General features: G+C 69.2%; 13 protein-coding genes. 5 read left to right on the forward strand and 8 right to left on the reverse strand.

What is annotated here, in order from left to right:
• Nucleotides 1–51: 51 nt before the first annotated feature.
• Together AMK10_RS25965 and clpB are read right to left on the reverse strand one after the other, a co-directional pair.
• Entirely contained in the window at nucleotides 52–1320 is a 1269-nt protein-coding gene (locus AMK10_RS25965; RefSeq protein WP_073750380.1) for an MFS transporter, read from the reverse strand.
• 345 nt (nucleotides 1321–1665) lie between these two features.
• Nucleotides 1666–4266: an ATP-dependent chaperone ClpB gene (gene clpB / locus AMK10_RS25970; protein ID WP_073750381.1), complete on the reverse strand. Its 2601-nt coding sequence runs from the start codon at nucleotides 4264–4266 to the stop codon at nucleotides 1666–1668.
• Between the two features lie 138 nt (nucleotides 4267–4404).
• Here clpB and AMK10_RS25975 point away from each other — a divergent pair, with 138 nt between their 5' ends.
• Nucleotides 4405–4806 carry a pyridoxamine 5'-phosphate oxidase family protein gene (locus AMK10_RS25975; protein WP_073750382.1) on the forward strand — a complete coding sequence of 134 codons (402 nt, stop codon included), beginning with the start codon at nucleotides 4405–4407 and terminating at the stop codon, nucleotides 4804–4806.
• A gap of 99 nt (nucleotides 4807–4905) precedes the next feature.
• Here the strand turns inward: AMK10_RS25975 and AMK10_RS25980 are convergent, their stop codons facing one another.
• Nucleotides 4906–5226 carry a (2Fe-2S)-binding protein gene (locus AMK10_RS25980; protein ID WP_073751012.1) on the reverse strand — a complete coding sequence of 107 codons (321 nt, stop codon included), beginning with the start codon at nucleotides 5224–5226 and terminating at the stop codon, nucleotides 4906–4908.
• Complete coding sequence (locus AMK10_RS25985; RefSeq protein WP_073750383.1) at nucleotides 5223–5498, reverse strand: hypothetical protein; 276 nt, start codon at nucleotides 5496–5498, stop codon at nucleotides 5223–5225. The genes AMK10_RS25980 and AMK10_RS25985 overlap by 4 nt, the downstream gene beginning before the upstream one ends.
• Nucleotides 5499–5626: 128 nt before the next feature.
• Here AMK10_RS25985 and AMK10_RS25990 point away from each other — a divergent pair, with 128 nt between their 5' ends.
• Both AMK10_RS25990 and AMK10_RS25995 read left to right on the forward strand, forming a co-directional pair.
• On the forward strand, nucleotides 5627–6610 hold the full coding sequence (locus AMK10_RS25990; protein ID WP_198959792.1) for a helix-turn-helix transcriptional regulator: 984 nt from the start codon (nucleotides 5627–5629) through the stop codon (nucleotides 6608–6610).
• A gap of 181 nt (nucleotides 6611–6791) precedes the next feature.
• Nucleotides 6792–7793 (forward strand): helix-turn-helix transcriptional regulator, encoded by a 1002-nt coding sequence (locus tag AMK10_RS25995; protein ID WP_073750384.1) that lies wholly within the window; start codon nucleotides 6792–6794, stop codon nucleotides 7791–7793.
• A 35-nt stretch (nucleotides 7794–7828) separates the two neighbouring features.
• Here the strand turns inward: AMK10_RS25995 and AMK10_RS26000 are convergent, their stop codons facing one another.
• The 4 genes from AMK10_RS26000 to dnaK form a co-directional block, all read right to left on the reverse strand.
• Nucleotides 7829–8275 carry a heat shock protein transcriptional repressor HspR gene (locus tag AMK10_RS26000; RefSeq protein WP_014155378.1) on the reverse strand — a complete coding sequence of 149 codons (447 nt, stop codon included), beginning with the start codon at nucleotides 8273–8275 and terminating at the stop codon, nucleotides 7829–7831.
• Nucleotide 8276: 1 nt separating this feature from the next.
• Nucleotides 8277–9470, reverse strand: a complete 1194-nt coding sequence (dnaJ, locus tag AMK10_RS26005) for a molecular chaperone DnaJ (RefSeq protein ID WP_073750385.1) — start codon at nucleotides 9468–9470, stop codon at nucleotides 8277–8279.
• A gap of 93 nt (nucleotides 9471–9563) precedes the next feature.
• A complete protein-coding gene (gene grpE / locus AMK10_RS26010) occupies nucleotides 9564–10214 on the reverse strand; it encodes a nucleotide exchange factor GrpE (protein ID WP_073750386.1) in 651 nt (216 codons plus the stop codon).
• The gene (dnaK, locus tag AMK10_RS26015; RefSeq protein ID WP_073750387.1) at nucleotides 10211–12064 is read right to left on the reverse strand and encodes a molecular chaperone DnaK; all 1854 of its coding nucleotides are present in this window, start codon (nucleotides 12062–12064) and stop codon (nucleotides 10211–10213) included. Before dnaK ends, grpE begins: the two co-directional genes overlap by 4 nt.
• Before the next feature lie 427 nt (nucleotides 12065–12491).
• On the opposite strand from dnaK, the gene AMK10_RS26020 reads away from it, so the two are divergent.
• Together AMK10_RS26020 and AMK10_RS26025 are read left to right on the forward strand one after the other, a co-directional pair.
• On the forward strand, nucleotides 12492–13049 hold the full coding sequence (locus AMK10_RS26020; RefSeq protein WP_382563191.1) for a sugar transferase: 558 nt from the start codon (nucleotides 12492–12494) through the stop codon (nucleotides 13047–13049).
• Nucleotides 13050–13141: 92 nt separating this feature from the next.
• On the forward strand, nucleotides 13142–15424 hold the full coding sequence (locus AMK10_RS26025) for a (Fe-S)-binding protein (protein WP_073750389.1): 2283 nt from the start codon (nucleotides 13142–13144) through the stop codon (nucleotides 15422–15424).
• Nucleotides 15425–15487 lie beyond the last annotated feature (63 nt).

The raw sequence follows: 15487 nt of genomic DNA on the forward strand, positions 1-15487 counted from the left end.
TCCTGGCTCCGACCCTAGCCGCGATGACGGCCAGTAGTCCTGCCCCCGCTTCTACGCGCTGAGGGGAATCGTCCCGGCGCTCGTTCCCCTGGCACGCGACCAGGAAACCCCGACCAGGACGGCGCACAGCGTTCCGACGAGGCCCGCCCCGCCGATGGTCTGGGCCGAGGACCCGGACAGTTCCGCCGCCAGGCCGCCCGCCGCGACTCCGATGCCCTGCATGGCGGTCAGCCCGGACCTGGCCAGCCCCAGGGCCTGACCGCGCTGGTCGGCCGGGGTGAGCAGGACGAAGGTCGCCCCCGCGGTGATCTGGTACACGGAGCAGATGCCGGAGACCAGCAGCACCACCAGGGCCACGCCCACGCCGGGGCCCGCCCAGTAGACGACCAGCGGAAGGTTCGCGCCCACCGCCAGCGGCCCGAGCAGCCGGCGGCGGCGCTCGGCGTCGAAGCCCGCCCGGCCGAGGAGGGCGGCGCCCAGGACCATGCCCGCGGGGTGCGCGGCGAGCAGGAGCCCCACCGAGGCCGCGCTCCCGCCCGCCTCCTCCGCGAAGGGGGCGGCGAGGCCCTCCGGCAGCACGATGAACCCCGCAAGCCAGCCGAGCGCGACCAGCGAGCGCAGCCGGGGGTCCGACCAGATCAGCGCCGCCGCGCTCCACACCTGGGTGCGCACCCGCTTCGGCTGCTCGTCGGCGCCCTTCTCCACGGGCCTCGCCTTCACGCCCAGCCTGATCAGGAGCGCGGAGATCAGGAAGGTCACCGCGTTCAGCCCGAGCGAGACGTGGCTCCCCAGCCACACGACGAGCACCCCGCCCGCGGCGAAGCCGAGCAGCTGCCCCGTCTGATGGGTGATCATCATCACGCGCTGCCCGCGCTCGTAGAGGCGCTCGCCCAGCACGGCGGGCATCAGGGCCCCCTGCGAGGCCCCGAACGGAGCCTCGGCGAGCTGGGCCAGGACCAGCAGTCCGGCCAGCAGCGGCAGCGGCGTACCGGGCAGGGCCATCAGTCCGACGAGGGCGGCGCGCACCAGGTCGCAGCCGATCATGACCGTGCGCCGGGGGAAGCGGTCGGCGAGACCGGAGAGCAGGACTCCGGAGAGCAGGGCGGGCAGGCTCGTCAGGGCGTACGTCGCCGCGGTCCAGCCCGCCGACTCGGTGCGTTCGAAGACCAGGAGCGACAGCGCGACCCGGGCGAGCTGGTCGCCCAGCACGGACTGAGCGAAAGCAGCCCACAGCGTTCTGAATTCGCTGAGGCGAATCAGACTGTCACTTCTGCAATCCTTCGACTCCGCACTCGTCCCGCCAGGTATCCGCTCCGTCATGCGCGTACCTTACCGGCTTCCGAATTCCGCAGAGCCTCTCCCGCGTAAAGGAAAAGGGCCCGGAGTGTCCCGATATTGCGCGGATCACGATCACGCCGAACTCGGCTGTTCCCGCTCCCGCCGAGGGTGTCGATATGTATCGCCCGGGTACAAATAAGAACGGCCAGGAGCCTTCCCCGTCCGCCAATCAGCCACGGAATGTAAATTTTCGGCTCAATATCGTGGGCGGTTCCACCGTTGATGCGTGCTGGATGCACACATCAATAGGCGCGGTGCCCTCACACAGATGTCCCCGGCCGGGGCGCGAGCCGCCGGCCGGGGACACGGGGAGCGTCCGTACCGCGTCTACAGGGTCTTGGCCGCCGTCGCGGTCCCCACGATCAGACCCTCACCGGCCCGGTCGACCCGGACGGTGTCGCCGTCCTTGACCTCGCCCGCGAGGATCTCCTTCGCGAGCCGGTCGCCGATCGCCGTCTGGATGAGCCTGCGCAGCGGCCGGGCGCCGTACGCCGGGTCGTTGCCCTCCTCGGCGAGCCAGGCCAGGGCCTCGGGCGTGACGTCGAGGCGGATCCTGCGGTCGGCCAGCCGGTCGGCGAGCCGGGCCACCTGGAGCCCCGCGATGTGGGCGAGCTCGTCGCCGGACAGCGCGGAGAAGACCACCAGGTCGTCGAGCCGGTTCAGGAACTCCGGCTTGAAGGAGGCGCGCACGACCTCCAGGACCCGCGCCTTCTTGGTCTCGGCGTCGGTCACCGGGTCGACGAGGTACTGGCTTCCCAGGTTCGACGTGAGGATCAGGATGGTGTTGCGGAAGTCCACCGTCCTGCCCTGCCCGTCGGTGAGCCGGCCGTCGTCGAGCACCTGGAGCAGGATGTCGAAGACCTCGGGATGGGCCTTCTCGACCTCGTCCAGCAGCACGACGCTGTACGGGCGGCGGCGGACGGCCTCGGTGAGCTGTCCGCCCTCCTCGTAGCCGACGTAACCGGGCGGGGCACCGACGAGCCGGGCGACGCTGTGCTTCTCGCTGTACTCGCTCATGTCGATGCGGATCATGGCCCGCTCGTCGTCGAACAGGAAGTCCGCGAGCGCCTTGGCCAGCTCCGTCTTGCCGACCCCGGTGGGGCCGAGGAAGAGGAACGAGCCGGTGGGCCGGTCGGGGTCGGCGATGCCCGCGCGCGTGCGGCGCACGGCGTCCGACACGGACCGCACGGCCTCGCCCTGGCCGATCAGCCGCCTGCCGAGCTCCGACTCCATCCGCAGCAGTTTCTGGGTCTCGCCCTCCAGGAGCCGTCCGGCCGGGATGCCGGTCCAGGCGCCGACGACGTCGGCGATGTCGTCCGGGCCGACCTCCTCCTTGACCATGGTGTCGACGGCGGCCTCCTGCTCGGCCTCGTCCGCCTCGGCCAGCTCGCGCTCCAGACCGGGGATCTCCCCGTAGAGCAGCTTGGACGCGGTGTCGAAGTCACCGTCGCGCTGGGCGCGCTCGGCCTGGCCCCGCAGCTCGTCGAGGCGCTCCTTGAGCTCACCGACGCGGTTCAGGCCCTGCTTCTCCTTCTCCCAGCGGGCGGTGAGACCGCGCAGCTCCTCCTCCTTGTCGGCGAGGTCGCGGCGGATCTTCTCCAGCCGCTGCTTGGAGCCCTGGTCGGTCTCGTTCCTGAGCGCCAGCTCCTCCATGTGCAGCCGGTCGACGGACCGCTGGAGCTCGTCGATCTCCAGGGGCGAGGAGTCGATCTCCATGCGGAGCCGGGAGGCCGCCTCGTCGACGAGGTCGATCGCCTTGTCGGGGAGGAAGCGGGAGGTGATGTAGCGGTCCGAGAGGGTCGCGGCGGCCACCAGCGAGGAGTCGGCGATCTGGACCTTGTGGTGGGCCTCGTAGCGGCCCTTGAGGCCACGCAGGATCGCGATGGTGTCCTCGACGGACGGCTCGGCGACCAGGACCTGCTGGAAGCGGCGCTCCAGGGCGGGGTCCTTCTCGATGCGCTCGCGGTACTCGTCCAGCGTGGTGGCACCGACCATCCGCAGCTCACCGCGGGCGAGCATCGGCTTGAGCATGTTGCCCGCGTCCATCGCGGAGTCGCCCCCGGCGCCCGCGCCGACGACGGTGTGCAGCTCGTCGATGAAGGTGATGATCTGGCCGTCGCTCTCCTTGATCTCGGAGAGGACGGTCTTGAGGCGTTCCTCGAACTCGCCGCGGTACTTCGCGCCGGCGACCATCGCGCCGAGGTCCAGGGAGACGAGCCGCTTGTTGCGCAGGGACTCGGGGACGTCGCCCTTGACGATGCGCTGGGCGAGCCCCTCGACGACGGCCGTCTTGCCGACGCCGGGCTCACCGATGAGCACGGGGTTGTTCTTCGTGCGGCGCGACAGCACCTGCACGACGCGGCGGATCTCCTGGTCACGGCCGATGACCGGGTCGAGCTTGCCCTCGCGCGCGGCCGCCGTGAAGTCGGTGCCGAACTTCTCCAGCGCCTTGTACTGGCCCTCGGGGTCCGGAGTGGTCACCCGGCGCCCTCCCCTGCTCTTCTCGAATGCGTCCAGCAGCCTCTTCGCACTGGCTCCCTGCCCGTCGAGGATCTCACCGGCACGGCCGCCCTTCGCCGCGACGGCGATCAGCAGGTGCTCGGTGGAGATGTAGTCGTCGCCGAGCTCCTTCGCCCGCTGCGCGGCGTCGGAGATGACGGCGAGCAGCTCACGGTTGGGCTGCGGCGGTGCCACGGTCGATCCCGTGACGCTGGGCAGCGAGCCCAGGAGCCGTTCGGTGTCGGCGCGTACGGCCGCCTGGTCGGCCTCGACTGCGGCCAGCAGGTCGGTGATGTTGGCGTTGTCCTCGCCCGCGAGCAGGGCCAGCAGCAGGTGCCCGGGGGTCAGGTCGGGGTGGCCGTCCTTGACGGCCCTGCCGGTGGCCGCGTTGAGGGCGTCGCGGCTCTTGTTGGTCAGCTCGGCGTCCACGGGCGCTGTCTCCTCCTCGTACGGGTGCTTCCTGGGAACTATGACTCCCACAACAGGTACAAACTTGAGTCTATTCCACTCAAGGCTGTACGTGCGCCTCCCCGGGCCTCGATGTCCCGCTGTCTCTAGGCTGACCCCATGCCTGACGTACGCAACCCCGGTCCCGAGTACCTCGCCTTCTGGCGGGAACGCCACGTGTGCACCCTGACCACGCTCCGCCCGGACGGCACCCCGCACGTGGTGCCGGTCGGCGTGACGTACGACCCGGAGACGCGGACCGCCCGGGTCATCACCGACAAGAACAGCAGGAAGGTCGCCCACGTCCTGGCGGCCGGCCCGGACGGGGCACGGGTCGCGGTCTGCCAGATGCAGGGACGCCGCTGGGCCACCCTGGAGGGCCGGGCGGTGGTCCGCGCGGAGCCCGGAGAGGTGGCGGACGCGGTACGCCGCTACGCGGAGCGCTACGAGCGCACACCCCGGCACAACCCGGACCGGGTCGTCATCGAGATCGCCGTCGACAGGGCTCTCGGAAAAGGCTGAACAATTCCGGGCAGCACAACGGCGCCACCGTGTTCAGGTCACGATGGCGCCGTTGTGTGGGGGAAGTGCCGGAACGATATGGAACGACGGGGGAATCGTTCAGGCACTGCGGGGGGTGGCGGAAATGGCTTCTGGTTCGAACAGCTCATGGTCGCGCTGATCGAGATTTACGAAAATCATGCCGTACCTCACGGCACAGCGAACCGGTTGCGGCGCTCCGCGCGGCCGGCGCAGACAGCGATAGGCGCGGATATCGTCGTCCGTTTCCATGACGACGACAATCGGCTCTCCGAACAGGGTGACCATCAACGAATCGCCCTGGCGGGTAAGTGCCGTGAGCAGATCGATGAAATGCCACCCTGAGCGGTACGCCGTGGCCATCTCCCGCCGGAAGGTGCGGTCGTCCGGTGGGGTGGTCATGCCGCGGTGCCGGTCGGGGCGGCCCATCCGATGTCGGTCGGAGAGGACCAGCCGATGTCGGTCGGAGAAGACCAGCCGATGTCGCCCTGGCCGCTCGCGGGAGCGACCCAGCCGATGTCGGACGGCGCGGCTGCCTGCACGCTCCAGCCGATGTCACCCGGCGCAGCAGCCGCCTCGCTGCTCCAGCCGATGTCGCCTGCGCTCGACAGCCCGAAACCCATGGCCGCGACGAACGTGGCGGCAAGCGCCGAGCGAAGCATTCGCTTGTACATAGTCGGCTTCGTCCTCACTTGTGGATTCTTCTCCCCCGCACTGAAGACGATGTCTCACCTGGGCACTCGAACACCACTGCGTCGATGCATCATGTTCCTGCAAGTTCAGGAACCTGGGGGGTGGAGATATGGGCGCAAGAACCACAAAACCGACACATCCTCACGGGATTGCCGAACTATGTGAGGACGGAGCACGCCTTTACGCCATCGCGCTGCGCACCGGACGCATCGCACGCGCCGAAGTGGAGACGGCGCCCTGTCTGATCGAGTTCGCGCTGTTGCACCCCGATCCCGATGCCGCGGACTGGCTCCGCCCCGTCGCACCGTCGGCGGCACTCGCACAACACCTTCATCCCATAGAACGCGAGATTCAGGAACGCCGGCGGCACTCCCTGGCGTTGACCGAATGCTTCGAGCCGTTCATGGACATCAGCGCGCAGGGTCCTTCGGCCACCCACGCGATCACCGTGCTGGAGGGCGTCAACCGGATCAACGCGTCCCTCGACCTCGCGACCGCGGAGTGCCGCTCCGAGGTTCTCACCGTCCAGCCGGGCGGAGGAAGGCCCGAGGACATCCTCAGCCGGTCCCTGGAGCGCGGTCTGTCCGTCGTGGACCGCGGCATCAGGATCCGCACGCTGTACCAGCACACGGCGCGCCACAGCCAGAGCACGCTGGCCTACGCCGAGCGCATGGCCGGCGACCACGTGGAGATACGCACGCTCGAAGAGCTCATCGAGCGTCTGATCGTCTTCGATCGCACCGTCGCCTTCATTCCCGCCCAGGACGACCGCATGGTCGCCCTGGAACTACGTCACCCCGGCCTGGTCGAGTATCTGGCCAAGGTCTTCGAGCAGCTCTGGACCAGGGCCGCCCCCCTGCTCGAAGAGATCAAGTACGAGCCGACCCCCGAGGGGATCAGCGGCGTCCAGCGCTCCATCGCCCAACTCCTCGTCGAGGGCCATGTGGACGACTCCATCGCCCGCCGCCTCGGCATGAACGTCCGCACCTGCCGGGCCCATGTCGCCAAGCTGTCGGCCACCCTGGGCAGTACCAGCCGCGCCCAGCTCGGCTATCTGATCGCACGTTCAGGAATCCTGGACCAGGACTCCTGAACGTGCAGGCCCGAGGCATCCCCCCCAAGGGCCGAGGGCATGCCCCCCATCAGGGGAGAGCGGCGGCCATGCCCACATCGTGCCGGGCGGGCCCCCCTCTCCCGACAGGTCCACACTCCACCGGCGGCGCCGCTCGCACCACCGTCATCTTTTGGCACTGCACAAAGTGAGGGGTCATCAAATGAATACCGATGAGACAATTCCGACGCATTCACACGGCCCCAGGGAACTCTGCGCACCGGCGATCCGGCTGTACGAGGGAGCGCTCCGCGTCGGCCGTGTCTCCCGCACCGCCCTCGCACCGGCCCCCTGTCTGGTCGAGATGGCCCTGGTGCACCCCGACCCGGGCGACGACGCCTGGATGCGCCCCGTACCGCCCTCCGCCGCGCTGGCCCACCTGCTGCAGCCCATCACGCGTGAGATCGACGAGCGGATACGGCTGAGCACCGCCCTGAGCCACGCCCTGGCGCCGCTGGCCTCCGTCGTGGACGAGGACCCCAATCTGGCGATCACGGTGCTCACCGGGCGGCCGCAGATCGTGTCGGCGCTCCAGGAGGCGGCTCTCCACGCCCGGGAGGAGGTGCTGACGGCGCAGCCGGGAGGCAACCGGCTGGAACACAACATGCGGCAGGGGCTGGAGAACGCCCGCTCGGCCATCGCCGGGGGAGCGCGGCTCCGGCACATCTACCAGCACCCGGCGCGCTACAACCCCCGGGTCAAGGACTACATGGCGCAGGTGCCGTCCGACTGCCTCCAGATCCGCACGGTGGAGCAGTCCGTCGAGCGCCTGATCATCTTCGACCGCGCACTCGCGTACATTCCGGCCACCCCCGAACGCAACATCGCCCTGGAGATCCGCCACCCCGCGCTCGTCCGCTATCTCGTCCAGGTCTACGAGGTCCTCTGGGCCCAGGCCACCCCGTTCACGGAGCAGTTGCGGACGACCGCCCCCGGCGCCCAGGTCACCGCCGTCCAGCAGACCGTCGCCCGGCTCCTCAGCGAGGGCCATGTCGACGACGTCGTGGCCCGCAAGCTCGGCATCAGCGTCCGCACCTGCCGCTCCCACATCGCCAAGCTCATGCAGGCCCTCGGCGCCACCAGCCGCACCCATCTCGGCGCCCTCATCGTGCGGTCGGGCATCGTGGACACCCCCGGAACGCGGACAGGGCCCGCCCCGGAGTAGTGGAACCCCGGGGCGGGCCCTGCCGGGCGGACGCCTCAGTCCTTGGGCCTCTTCGGCCGCCAGACGACCAGCGCGCTGGTCTGCTGCACGTCCTGGTACGGCACGAGGTCGCGCCGGTAGGAGGCGTGCACCTGGGCCTCGCGCTGCTGCATGGCGACGGCCGCGCCGTCCACCGCCGCCGAGAGCTCGGCGACGCGCTGCTGGAGCGCGGCGACCTGGTTCTCCAGCTCGATGATGCGCTTGATGCCGGCGAGGTTGATGCCCTCGTCCTGCGACAACTGCTGGACGGTGCGGAGCAGTTCGATGTCCCGCGCCGAATAGCGCCGGCCGCGCCCGGCCGTGCGGTCGGGCGAGACCAGGCCGAGACGGTCGTACTGGCGCAGCGTCTGCGGGTGCAGGCCCGAGAGCTGGGCCGCGATCGAGATCACGTACACCGGTGATTCGTCGGTCAGCTGGTACGGATTGCGTCGACGGCCGTCCATCTCAAGCTCCCTTCGCAGCCTGGAACAGCTCCGCCCGCGGGTCCTCCCCCGCGGTCGCCTTCCGGTAGGCCTCCAGCGCGTCCTGAGCGTCCGCGCCGAGGTCCGTGGGGACGGACACCTCCACGGTGACCAGGAGGTCGCCCCGGGTGCCGTCCTTGCGCACGGCGCCCTTCCCCCGGGCCCGCATCGTACGTCCGTTGGGGGTGCCCGCCGGGAGTTTCAGGGTGACCGGGGGCCCGCCGAGCGTGGGCACCTTCACCTCGCCGCCGAGCGCCGCCTCCGGGAAGGTGACGGGCACGGTGACCGTGAGGTTGTCGCCCTTGCGGCCGAAGACCGGGTGGGCGTCGACATGGACGACGACGTAGAGGTCGCCGGCCGGTCCGCCGCGCTCGCCCGGGCTGCCCTTGCCGCGCAGCCTGATCCGCTGGTTGTCCAGGACTCCCGCGGGAATCCTGACCTGCATCGTGCGCGCCGACTTCGCCCGGCCGCTGCCCTTGCAGACCTCGCAGGGGTCCTGGGCGATGAGGCCCCGCCCCTTGCAGTCGACACAGGGATCGGTGAGGGAGAAGCCGCCGCCGGTGCCCCGGGAGACCTGTCCGGTGCCCACGCAGGTCGGGCAGACCCGCGGGGTGCCGTTCTTGTCGCCGGTGCCCGAGCAGGCCTTGCAGGGCGCCTGGCTGGACATCCGCAGCGGGACCGTGGCCCCGTCGACCGCCTCGGTGAAGCTGAGCGTCACCTCGGACTCGATGTCCTGGCCGCGCCGCGGCTGGACCCGTGTGCCGCCGCCACCGCGGTTGAAGAGCCCGCCGAACACGTCGCCCAGGCCACCGCCGCCGCCACCGCCGCCGCCGAAGCCTCCGGCACCGCCCTGGCCGCCCTGGGCGCCACCGAAGAGGTCGCCCAGGTCGAAGTTGAAGTTGCCGCCCGCGCCGCCGGGACCCGCCCGGAAGCCCCCGTTGCCGAAGAGGGCGCGCGCCTCGTCGTACTCCTTGCGCTTCTTGGGGTCGCCGAGGACGTCGTTCGCCTCGGAGATCTCCTTGAAGCGCTCCTCGGCCTTGGCGTCGCCCTTGTTGGCGTCCGGGTGGAACTCGCGGGCGAGCTTCCGGTACGCCTTCTTGACCTCGGCGTCGGTGGCGTCCTTCGGGACGCCGAGGACCTTGTAGTAGTCCTTCTCGACGAAGTCCTTCGTGCTCATCGACGTCCCTCCTTCCGGACGACAGGCCGTGCGGCCGACCCTGTGGCCGGCCGCACGCCCAGTCGGTGTTCACCGCAGTGGTCGGACGTGATGTCAGACCTCTTCGGTGCCACCGCTCTCCTCGTCGTCTGCCTTCTCTTCCTTCACGGCCGAGGGCGTGGCGCCCGGCTGCGGTTCGGCCACGGCCACCCGCGCGGGGCGGATGGTGCGCTCCCCGATGCGGTACCCGGGCTGCAGGATCGCCACGCAGGTCGTCTCGGTGACGTCCGGCGCGTACGAGTGCATCAGGGCCTCGTGGATCGTCGGGTCGAAGGGCTCGCCCTCCTTGCCGAACTGCTGGAGCCCGAGCTTCGCGACGACCGTCTCCAGGGATTCGGCCACCGACTTGAAGCCACCGACGAGCTCACCGTGCTCGCGGGCCCTGCCGACGTCGTCGAGCACCGGGAGGAGCTCGGTCAGGAGACCCGCGACCGCGATCTCCTTGACCGTCACCCGGTCGCGCTCGACGCGGCGGCGGTAGTTCTGGTACTCGGCCTGGAGCCGCTGGAGGTCGCCCGTACGCTCGTTGAGCGCGGTGCGGACCTGGTCCAGCTGAGCTGTCAGGGCCACTGTCTGCTGTGCGTCCCCGGCCGGGGCCGCCGCCTCCTCCTCGGAGGGGGTGGCGGCCTTCGGGTCGGCGTCGTCGGAGTTGGCGCCGGAGGGGACGTCAGGCTTCTCGTCGAAGCCCGGAGTCTCCTCGGTCACGCCGCACCGCCCTTCTGGTCCTTCTCGTCGTCCACGATCTCGGCGTCGACGACGTCGTCGTCGGCGGCCTTGGCCTGACCGTCACCCGGCGCCTCGGCACCCGGCGCCGCGCCCTCGGACGCGTTGGCGTACATCGCCTGGCCCAGCTTCTGGGAGACGGCCGCGACCTTCTCGGTGGCGGTACGGATCTCGGCGGTGTCCTCGCCCTTGAGCTTCTCCTTCAGCTCGGCGAGCGCGGTCTCCACCTCCGTCTTCACGTCACCGGGGACCTTGTCCTCGTTGTCCTTGAGGAACTTCTCCGTCTGGTAGACGAGCTGCTCGCCCTGGTTGCGGGACTCGGCGGCCTCACGACGACGGTGGTCCTCGTCGGCGTACTGCTCGGCCTCTTCGCGCATCCGGTTGACCTCGTCCTTCGGCAGCGAGGAGCCACCGGTGACGGTCATCTTCTGCTCCTTGCCGGTGCCGAGGTCCTTGGCAGCGACGTGCATGATGCCGTTGGCGTCGATGTCGAAGGCGACCTCGATCTGCGGCACACCGCGCGGGGCCGGCGGCAGACCGGTCAGCTCGAACATCCCGAGCTTCTTGTTGTACGCCGCGATCTCGCGCTCGCCCTGGTAGACCTGGATCTGCACGGACGGCTGGTTGTCCTCGGCCGTCGTGAAGATCTCGGAACGCTTGGTCGGGATCGTGGTGTTGCGCTCGATGAGCTTGGTCATGATCCCTCCCTTGGTCTCGATGCCGAGGGACAGCGGGGTCACGTCGAGGAGCAGGACGTCCTTGACCTCACCCTTGAGGACACCGGCCTGGAGCGAGGCGCCGATGGCGACGACCTCGTCCGGGTTCACACCCTTGTTGGCGTCCTGGCCGCCCGTGAGCTCCTTGACGAGCTCGGCGACGGCCGGCATACGGGTCGAGCCACCGACGAGAACGACGTGGTCGATCTCGGAGAGCTGGATGCCCGCGTCCTTGATGACGTTGTGGAACGGGTTCTTGCAGCGGTCCAGGAGGTCCGCGGTCAGCTGCTGGAACTGCGAGCGCGTGAGCTTCTCGTCCAGGTGCAGCGGGCCCTCGGCGGACGCGGTGATGTAGGGCAGGTTGATCGTGGTCTCGGTCGAGGACGAGAGCTCGATCTTCGCCTTCTCCGCGGCCTCGCGGAGACGCTGGAGAGCCATCTTGTCCTTGGACAGGTCCACGCCGTGCCCGTTGGCGAACTGCTTCACCAGGTAGTCGACGACGCGCTGGTCCCAGTCGTCACCACCGAGGTGGTTGTCACCGTTGGTGGCCTTCACCTCGACGACGCCGTCGCCGATCTCCAGGAGGGACACGTCGAAGGTGCCGCCACCGAGGTCGAAGACGAGGATCGTCTGGTCGTCCTTGTCGAGGCCGTACGCCAGCGCGGCGGCGGTCGGCTCGTTGACGATGCGCAGGACGTTCAGGCCCGCGATCTCGCCGGCCTCCTTCGTCGCCTGGCGCTCCGAGTCGTTGAAGTACGCCGGGACGGTGATCACCGCGTCGGTGACCTTCTCGCCCAGGTACGCCTCGGCGTCGCGCTTCAGCTTCTGCAGGATGAAGGCGCTCATCTGCTGCGGGTTGAAGTTCTTGCCGTCGAGCTCGATCTTCCAGTCAGTGCCCATGTGGCGCTTGACCGAACGGATCGTCCTGTCGACGTTCGTGACCGCCTGGCGCTTGGCGACCTCGCCGACGAGCACCTCGCCGTTCTTCGCGAAGGCGACGACGGACGGCGTGGTCCTGGCGCCTTCGGCGTTGGTGATGACGGTGGGCTCGCCGCCTTCGAGAACGCTCACGACGGAGTTAGTCGTGCCCAGGTCGATGCCGACCGCACGTGCCATTTCAATTCCTCCAACTGACTACTTGAGTGGATCTGACTCAAGGATGCATGACACCCACCCCGGAGTCAAAGGACCTGAGCCACTTACGCTCAACTTATGTGCTCGCATGCCGCCCGACCAGGCATTTCCTGGAAACAGAAGGTCCCGGGAAACCCTCGGCGACAACCCCGGCGGGGGCCAGGTCCGCGACAACCCGCGACACCTGCCACGCGGGGCGCGTCACACACACCCCACCCACCTTCGCACCGTGGGATCGTTCTGTCACAAAATGCAGCGAGACGGTCAAACCGTCACCTCACCGACCCGGGCAGGCGCCATGCGGAACGCGAAGCAGACTGCGGCACGAAGGACACGGCATCCCGCCGCGTCCGCGGCGGCCGGTGCGGTCGGCCGGGCCGGCGAGCGGGCCGCATCGGCACTGGCGGCCGTGACCGCGAAGCGGTGCCTGGACCTGGCGCTCGGCTCGGCGCTCCTGCTGCTGGCGGCCCCCGCGCTGATCCTCGCGACCCTGGCGCTCGCCGTCCGGACCCGGGGTGTCGCGGGGGTGCTCAGATGTGAGGCCCGCGTCGGCGCCGGCGGCCACCCCTTCGAGCTGCGTTCGCTGCGCACCCGCCGGCTCAGGCTCGACCTGCTGTCCCGGCTGCCCCACGTCGTACGGGGAGAGCTCTCCCTGGTCGGCCCGGCCCCCCTCACCCCGGACGAGGCCGCCCTCCTGGGGCCCTGGGCGGGGTACTGGCGACACGGTCTGCGGCCCGGCCTGACCGGCCTGGCCCAGGTCCGCGCCCGCTCCGGAATGCCCTGGGACGAACCCGCCCTCCTGGATGCGCACTACACAGAGCATCATGGAACAGGGCTCGACCTGGCGATCCTGGCGCAGTCCGCGGCGATCCCGCTCCGTGCGGCACTGCACCGGCTGCGCCACCCGGGGAAGGCTCACCTGAGCGACACAGATCACCGCCTGCCCGGCTACAGCGTGGCGGAATAAGTGGATAGTGTCAGCACAGACTGATTAAGTTACTGCTTAGTAATCTCTTGTACGCGCTGGATCCCACCCTCGCAGGCCCGAGGAGCCCCCAAATGCAACTCGCCGCGATCATCGTGTCGCTGGTTCTGATCGTGGTCGGCGTGGCACTTTTCGCCCGCGCCCTCCTGCAGATCTACACCTTCATGCGGCTCGGCCAGAACGTGCCCGCGGGCACCCGCACCGATGAACCCGTACAGCGCACCGTCACCGTGGCCAAGGAGTTCCTCGGCCACACCCGGATGAACCGCTGGGGCATCGTCGGTGTCGCGCACTGGTTCGTGGCGGTGGGCTTCTTCTCGCTGCTGCTGACCATCGTCAACGCCGTCGGCCAGCTGTTCCAGGCCGACTGGCTGCTGCCGATCGTCGGCGAGTGGGCGCCCTACAACGTCTTCGTCGAGTTCATCGGCACGATGACGGTGCTCGGCATCGTGGTCCTGATCGTGATCCGCCAGCTCAGCAGGCCGGACCGGCCGGGCCGCAAGTCCCGCTTCGCGGGCTCCAACTTCGGCCAGGCGTACTTCGTCGAGGCCGTCATCCTCATCGTCGGCGTCTGCATCTTCATGCTCCACGCCCTCGAAGGCGCCCAGCACCACGTGGACAGCTACGAGGCGTCGTTCTTCATCTCGTACCCGGTGGTCTCCTGGCTCGAGGGCATGGACATCTCCACGCTCCAGAACCTCACCTACTTCTTCGCCGGTCTGAAGATCGCGACCTCCTTCATCTGGATGATCACGGTCGCCCTGAAGACCGACATGGGCGTCGCCTGGCACCGCTTCCTCGCCTTCCCGAACATCTGGTTCAAGCGGAACGCCGACGGCGCGGTCTCGCTCGGCGCGCTGCTGCCGATGACCTCGGGCGGCAAGGAGATCGACTGGGAGGACCCGGGCGAGGACGACGTCTTCGGCGTCTCCCAGGTCGAGCAGTTCTCCTGGAAGGGCATCCTCGACTTCTCCACCTGCACCGAGTGCGGCCGCTGCCAGTCGCAGTGCCCCGCCTGGAACACCGGGAAGCCGCTCTCCCCCAAGCTCCTGATCATGTCCCTGCGCGACCACGCGCACGCCAAGGCGCCGTATCTGCTGGCCGGCGGCGGCAAGGACATGGAGGGCAACGAGAAGGCCTCCGAGGAGCAGCTCAAGGACGTCCCCGCGGCGGCGCTGGCGGAGGCCGAGCGTCCGCTGATCGGCACCGTCGAGGAGAACGGCGTCATCGACCCGGACGTGCTGTGGTCCTGCACCACCTGCGGTGCGTGCGTGGAGCAGTGCCCGGTCGACATCGAGCACATCGACCACATCGTCGACATGCGCCGCTACCAGGTGATGATCGAGTCCGCGTTCCCGTCCGAGGCGGGCACGATGCTCAAGAACCTGGAGAAGAAGGGCAACCCCTGGGGCCTCGCCAAGAAGCAGCGCCTGGAGTGGCTCAAGGAGCTCGACTTCGAGGTGCCCGTCGTCGGCAAGGACATCGAGGACCTCACCGAGGTCGAGTACCTCTACTGGGTCGGCTGCGCCGGTGCCCTGGAGGACCGCGCCAAGAAGACCACCAAGGCCTTCGCCGAGCTCCTCAACATCGCGGGCGTCAAGTTCGCGATCATGGGCGGCGACGAGAAGTGCACCGGTGACTCCGCCCGCCGCCTCGGCAACGAGCCGCTGTTCCAGCAGCTCGGCCAGGAGAACGTCATGGCGCTGAACATGGCGTTCGGCGAGGAGTACGACGACGACGGCAAGGTCACCGACGAGTCGAAGAAGCCGAGGACGGCCAAGAAGATCGTCGCGACCTGCCCGCACTGCCTCAACACGATCGGCAACGAGTACCCGCAGATCGGCGGCGACTACGAGGTCATCCACCACACCCAGCTGCTCCAGCACCTGGTGGACGAGGGCAAGCTGGTCCCGGTGACCCCGGTCGAGGGCATCATCACGTACCACGACCCGTGCTACCTGGGCCGCCACAACAAGATCTACACGCCCCCGCGCGAGATCATCGCCAGCGTCCCGGGTCTGCGGAACGAGGAGATGCACCGCCACAAGGAGCGCGGCTTCTGCTGCGGTGCCGGTGGTGCCCGGATGTGGATGGAGGAGCGGATCGGCAAGCGCATCAACAACGAGCGCGTCGACGAAGCCCTCTCGCTCAACCCGGACATCGTCTCCACCGCCTGCCCGTTCTGCCTCGTCATGCTGACCGACTCGGTCAACGGCAAGAAGAACGACGGCAAGGCCAAGGAGTCGATCCAGGTGGTCGACGTCTCGCAGCTCCTCCTGGACTCGGTGAAGACCCCCGTCGACCCCGCGGGCGACGCGGAGACCGCGGACCAGCCGGAGCCCGAGCCGGTCAAGTAGTCCACTCCCGCCGCACCGAAGCGGCCGGACCTGCCTCGGGGGCAGGACCGGCCGCTTCGGTGC

This window comes from Streptomyces sp. CB02058, assembly GCF_001905505.1.
GTDB lineage: Bacteria > Actinomycetota > Actinomycetes > Streptomycetales > Streptomycetaceae > Streptomyces.

Excerpts from the sequence above, each read along its gene's own strand:
- AMK10_RS25965 (WP_073750380.1), bottom strand. The coding sequence starts at position 1,320 with ATGACGGAGCGGATACCTGGCGGGACGAGTGCGGAGTCGAAGGATTGC.
- AMK10_RS25975 (WP_073750382.1), top strand. The coding sequence starts at position 4,405 with ATGCCTGACGTACGCAACCCCGGTCCCGAGTACCTCGCCTTCTGGCGG.
- AMK10_RS25980 (WP_073751012.1), bottom strand. The coding sequence starts at position 5,226 with ATGACCACCCCACCGGACGACCGCACCTTCCGGCGGGAGATGGCCACG.
- AMK10_RS25985 (WP_073750383.1), bottom strand. The coding sequence starts at position 5,498 with ATGTACAAGCGAATGCTTCGCTCGGCGCTTGCCGCCACGTTCGTCGCG.
- AMK10_RS25990 (WP_198959792.1), top strand. The coding sequence starts at position 5,627 with ATGGGCGCAAGAACCACAAAACCGACACATCCTCACGGGATTGCCGAA.
- AMK10_RS25995 (WP_073750384.1), top strand. The coding sequence starts at position 6,792 with ATGAATACCGATGAGACAATTCCGACGCATTCACACGGCCCCAGGGAA.
- AMK10_RS26000 (WP_014155378.1), bottom strand. The coding sequence starts at position 8,275 with ATGGACGGCCGTCGACGCAATCCGTACCAGCTGACCGACGAATCACCG.
- dnaJ (WP_073750385.1), bottom strand. The coding sequence starts at position 9,470 with ATGAGCACGAAGGACTTCGTCGAGAAGGACTACTACAAGGTCCTCGGC.
- dnaK (WP_073750387.1), bottom strand. The coding sequence starts at position 12,064 with ATGGCACGTGCGGTCGGCATCGACCTGGGCACGACTAACTCCGTCGTG.
- AMK10_RS26025 (WP_073750389.1), top strand. The coding sequence starts at position 13,142 with ATGCAACTCGCCGCGATCATCGTGTCGCTGGTTCTGATCGTGGTCGGC.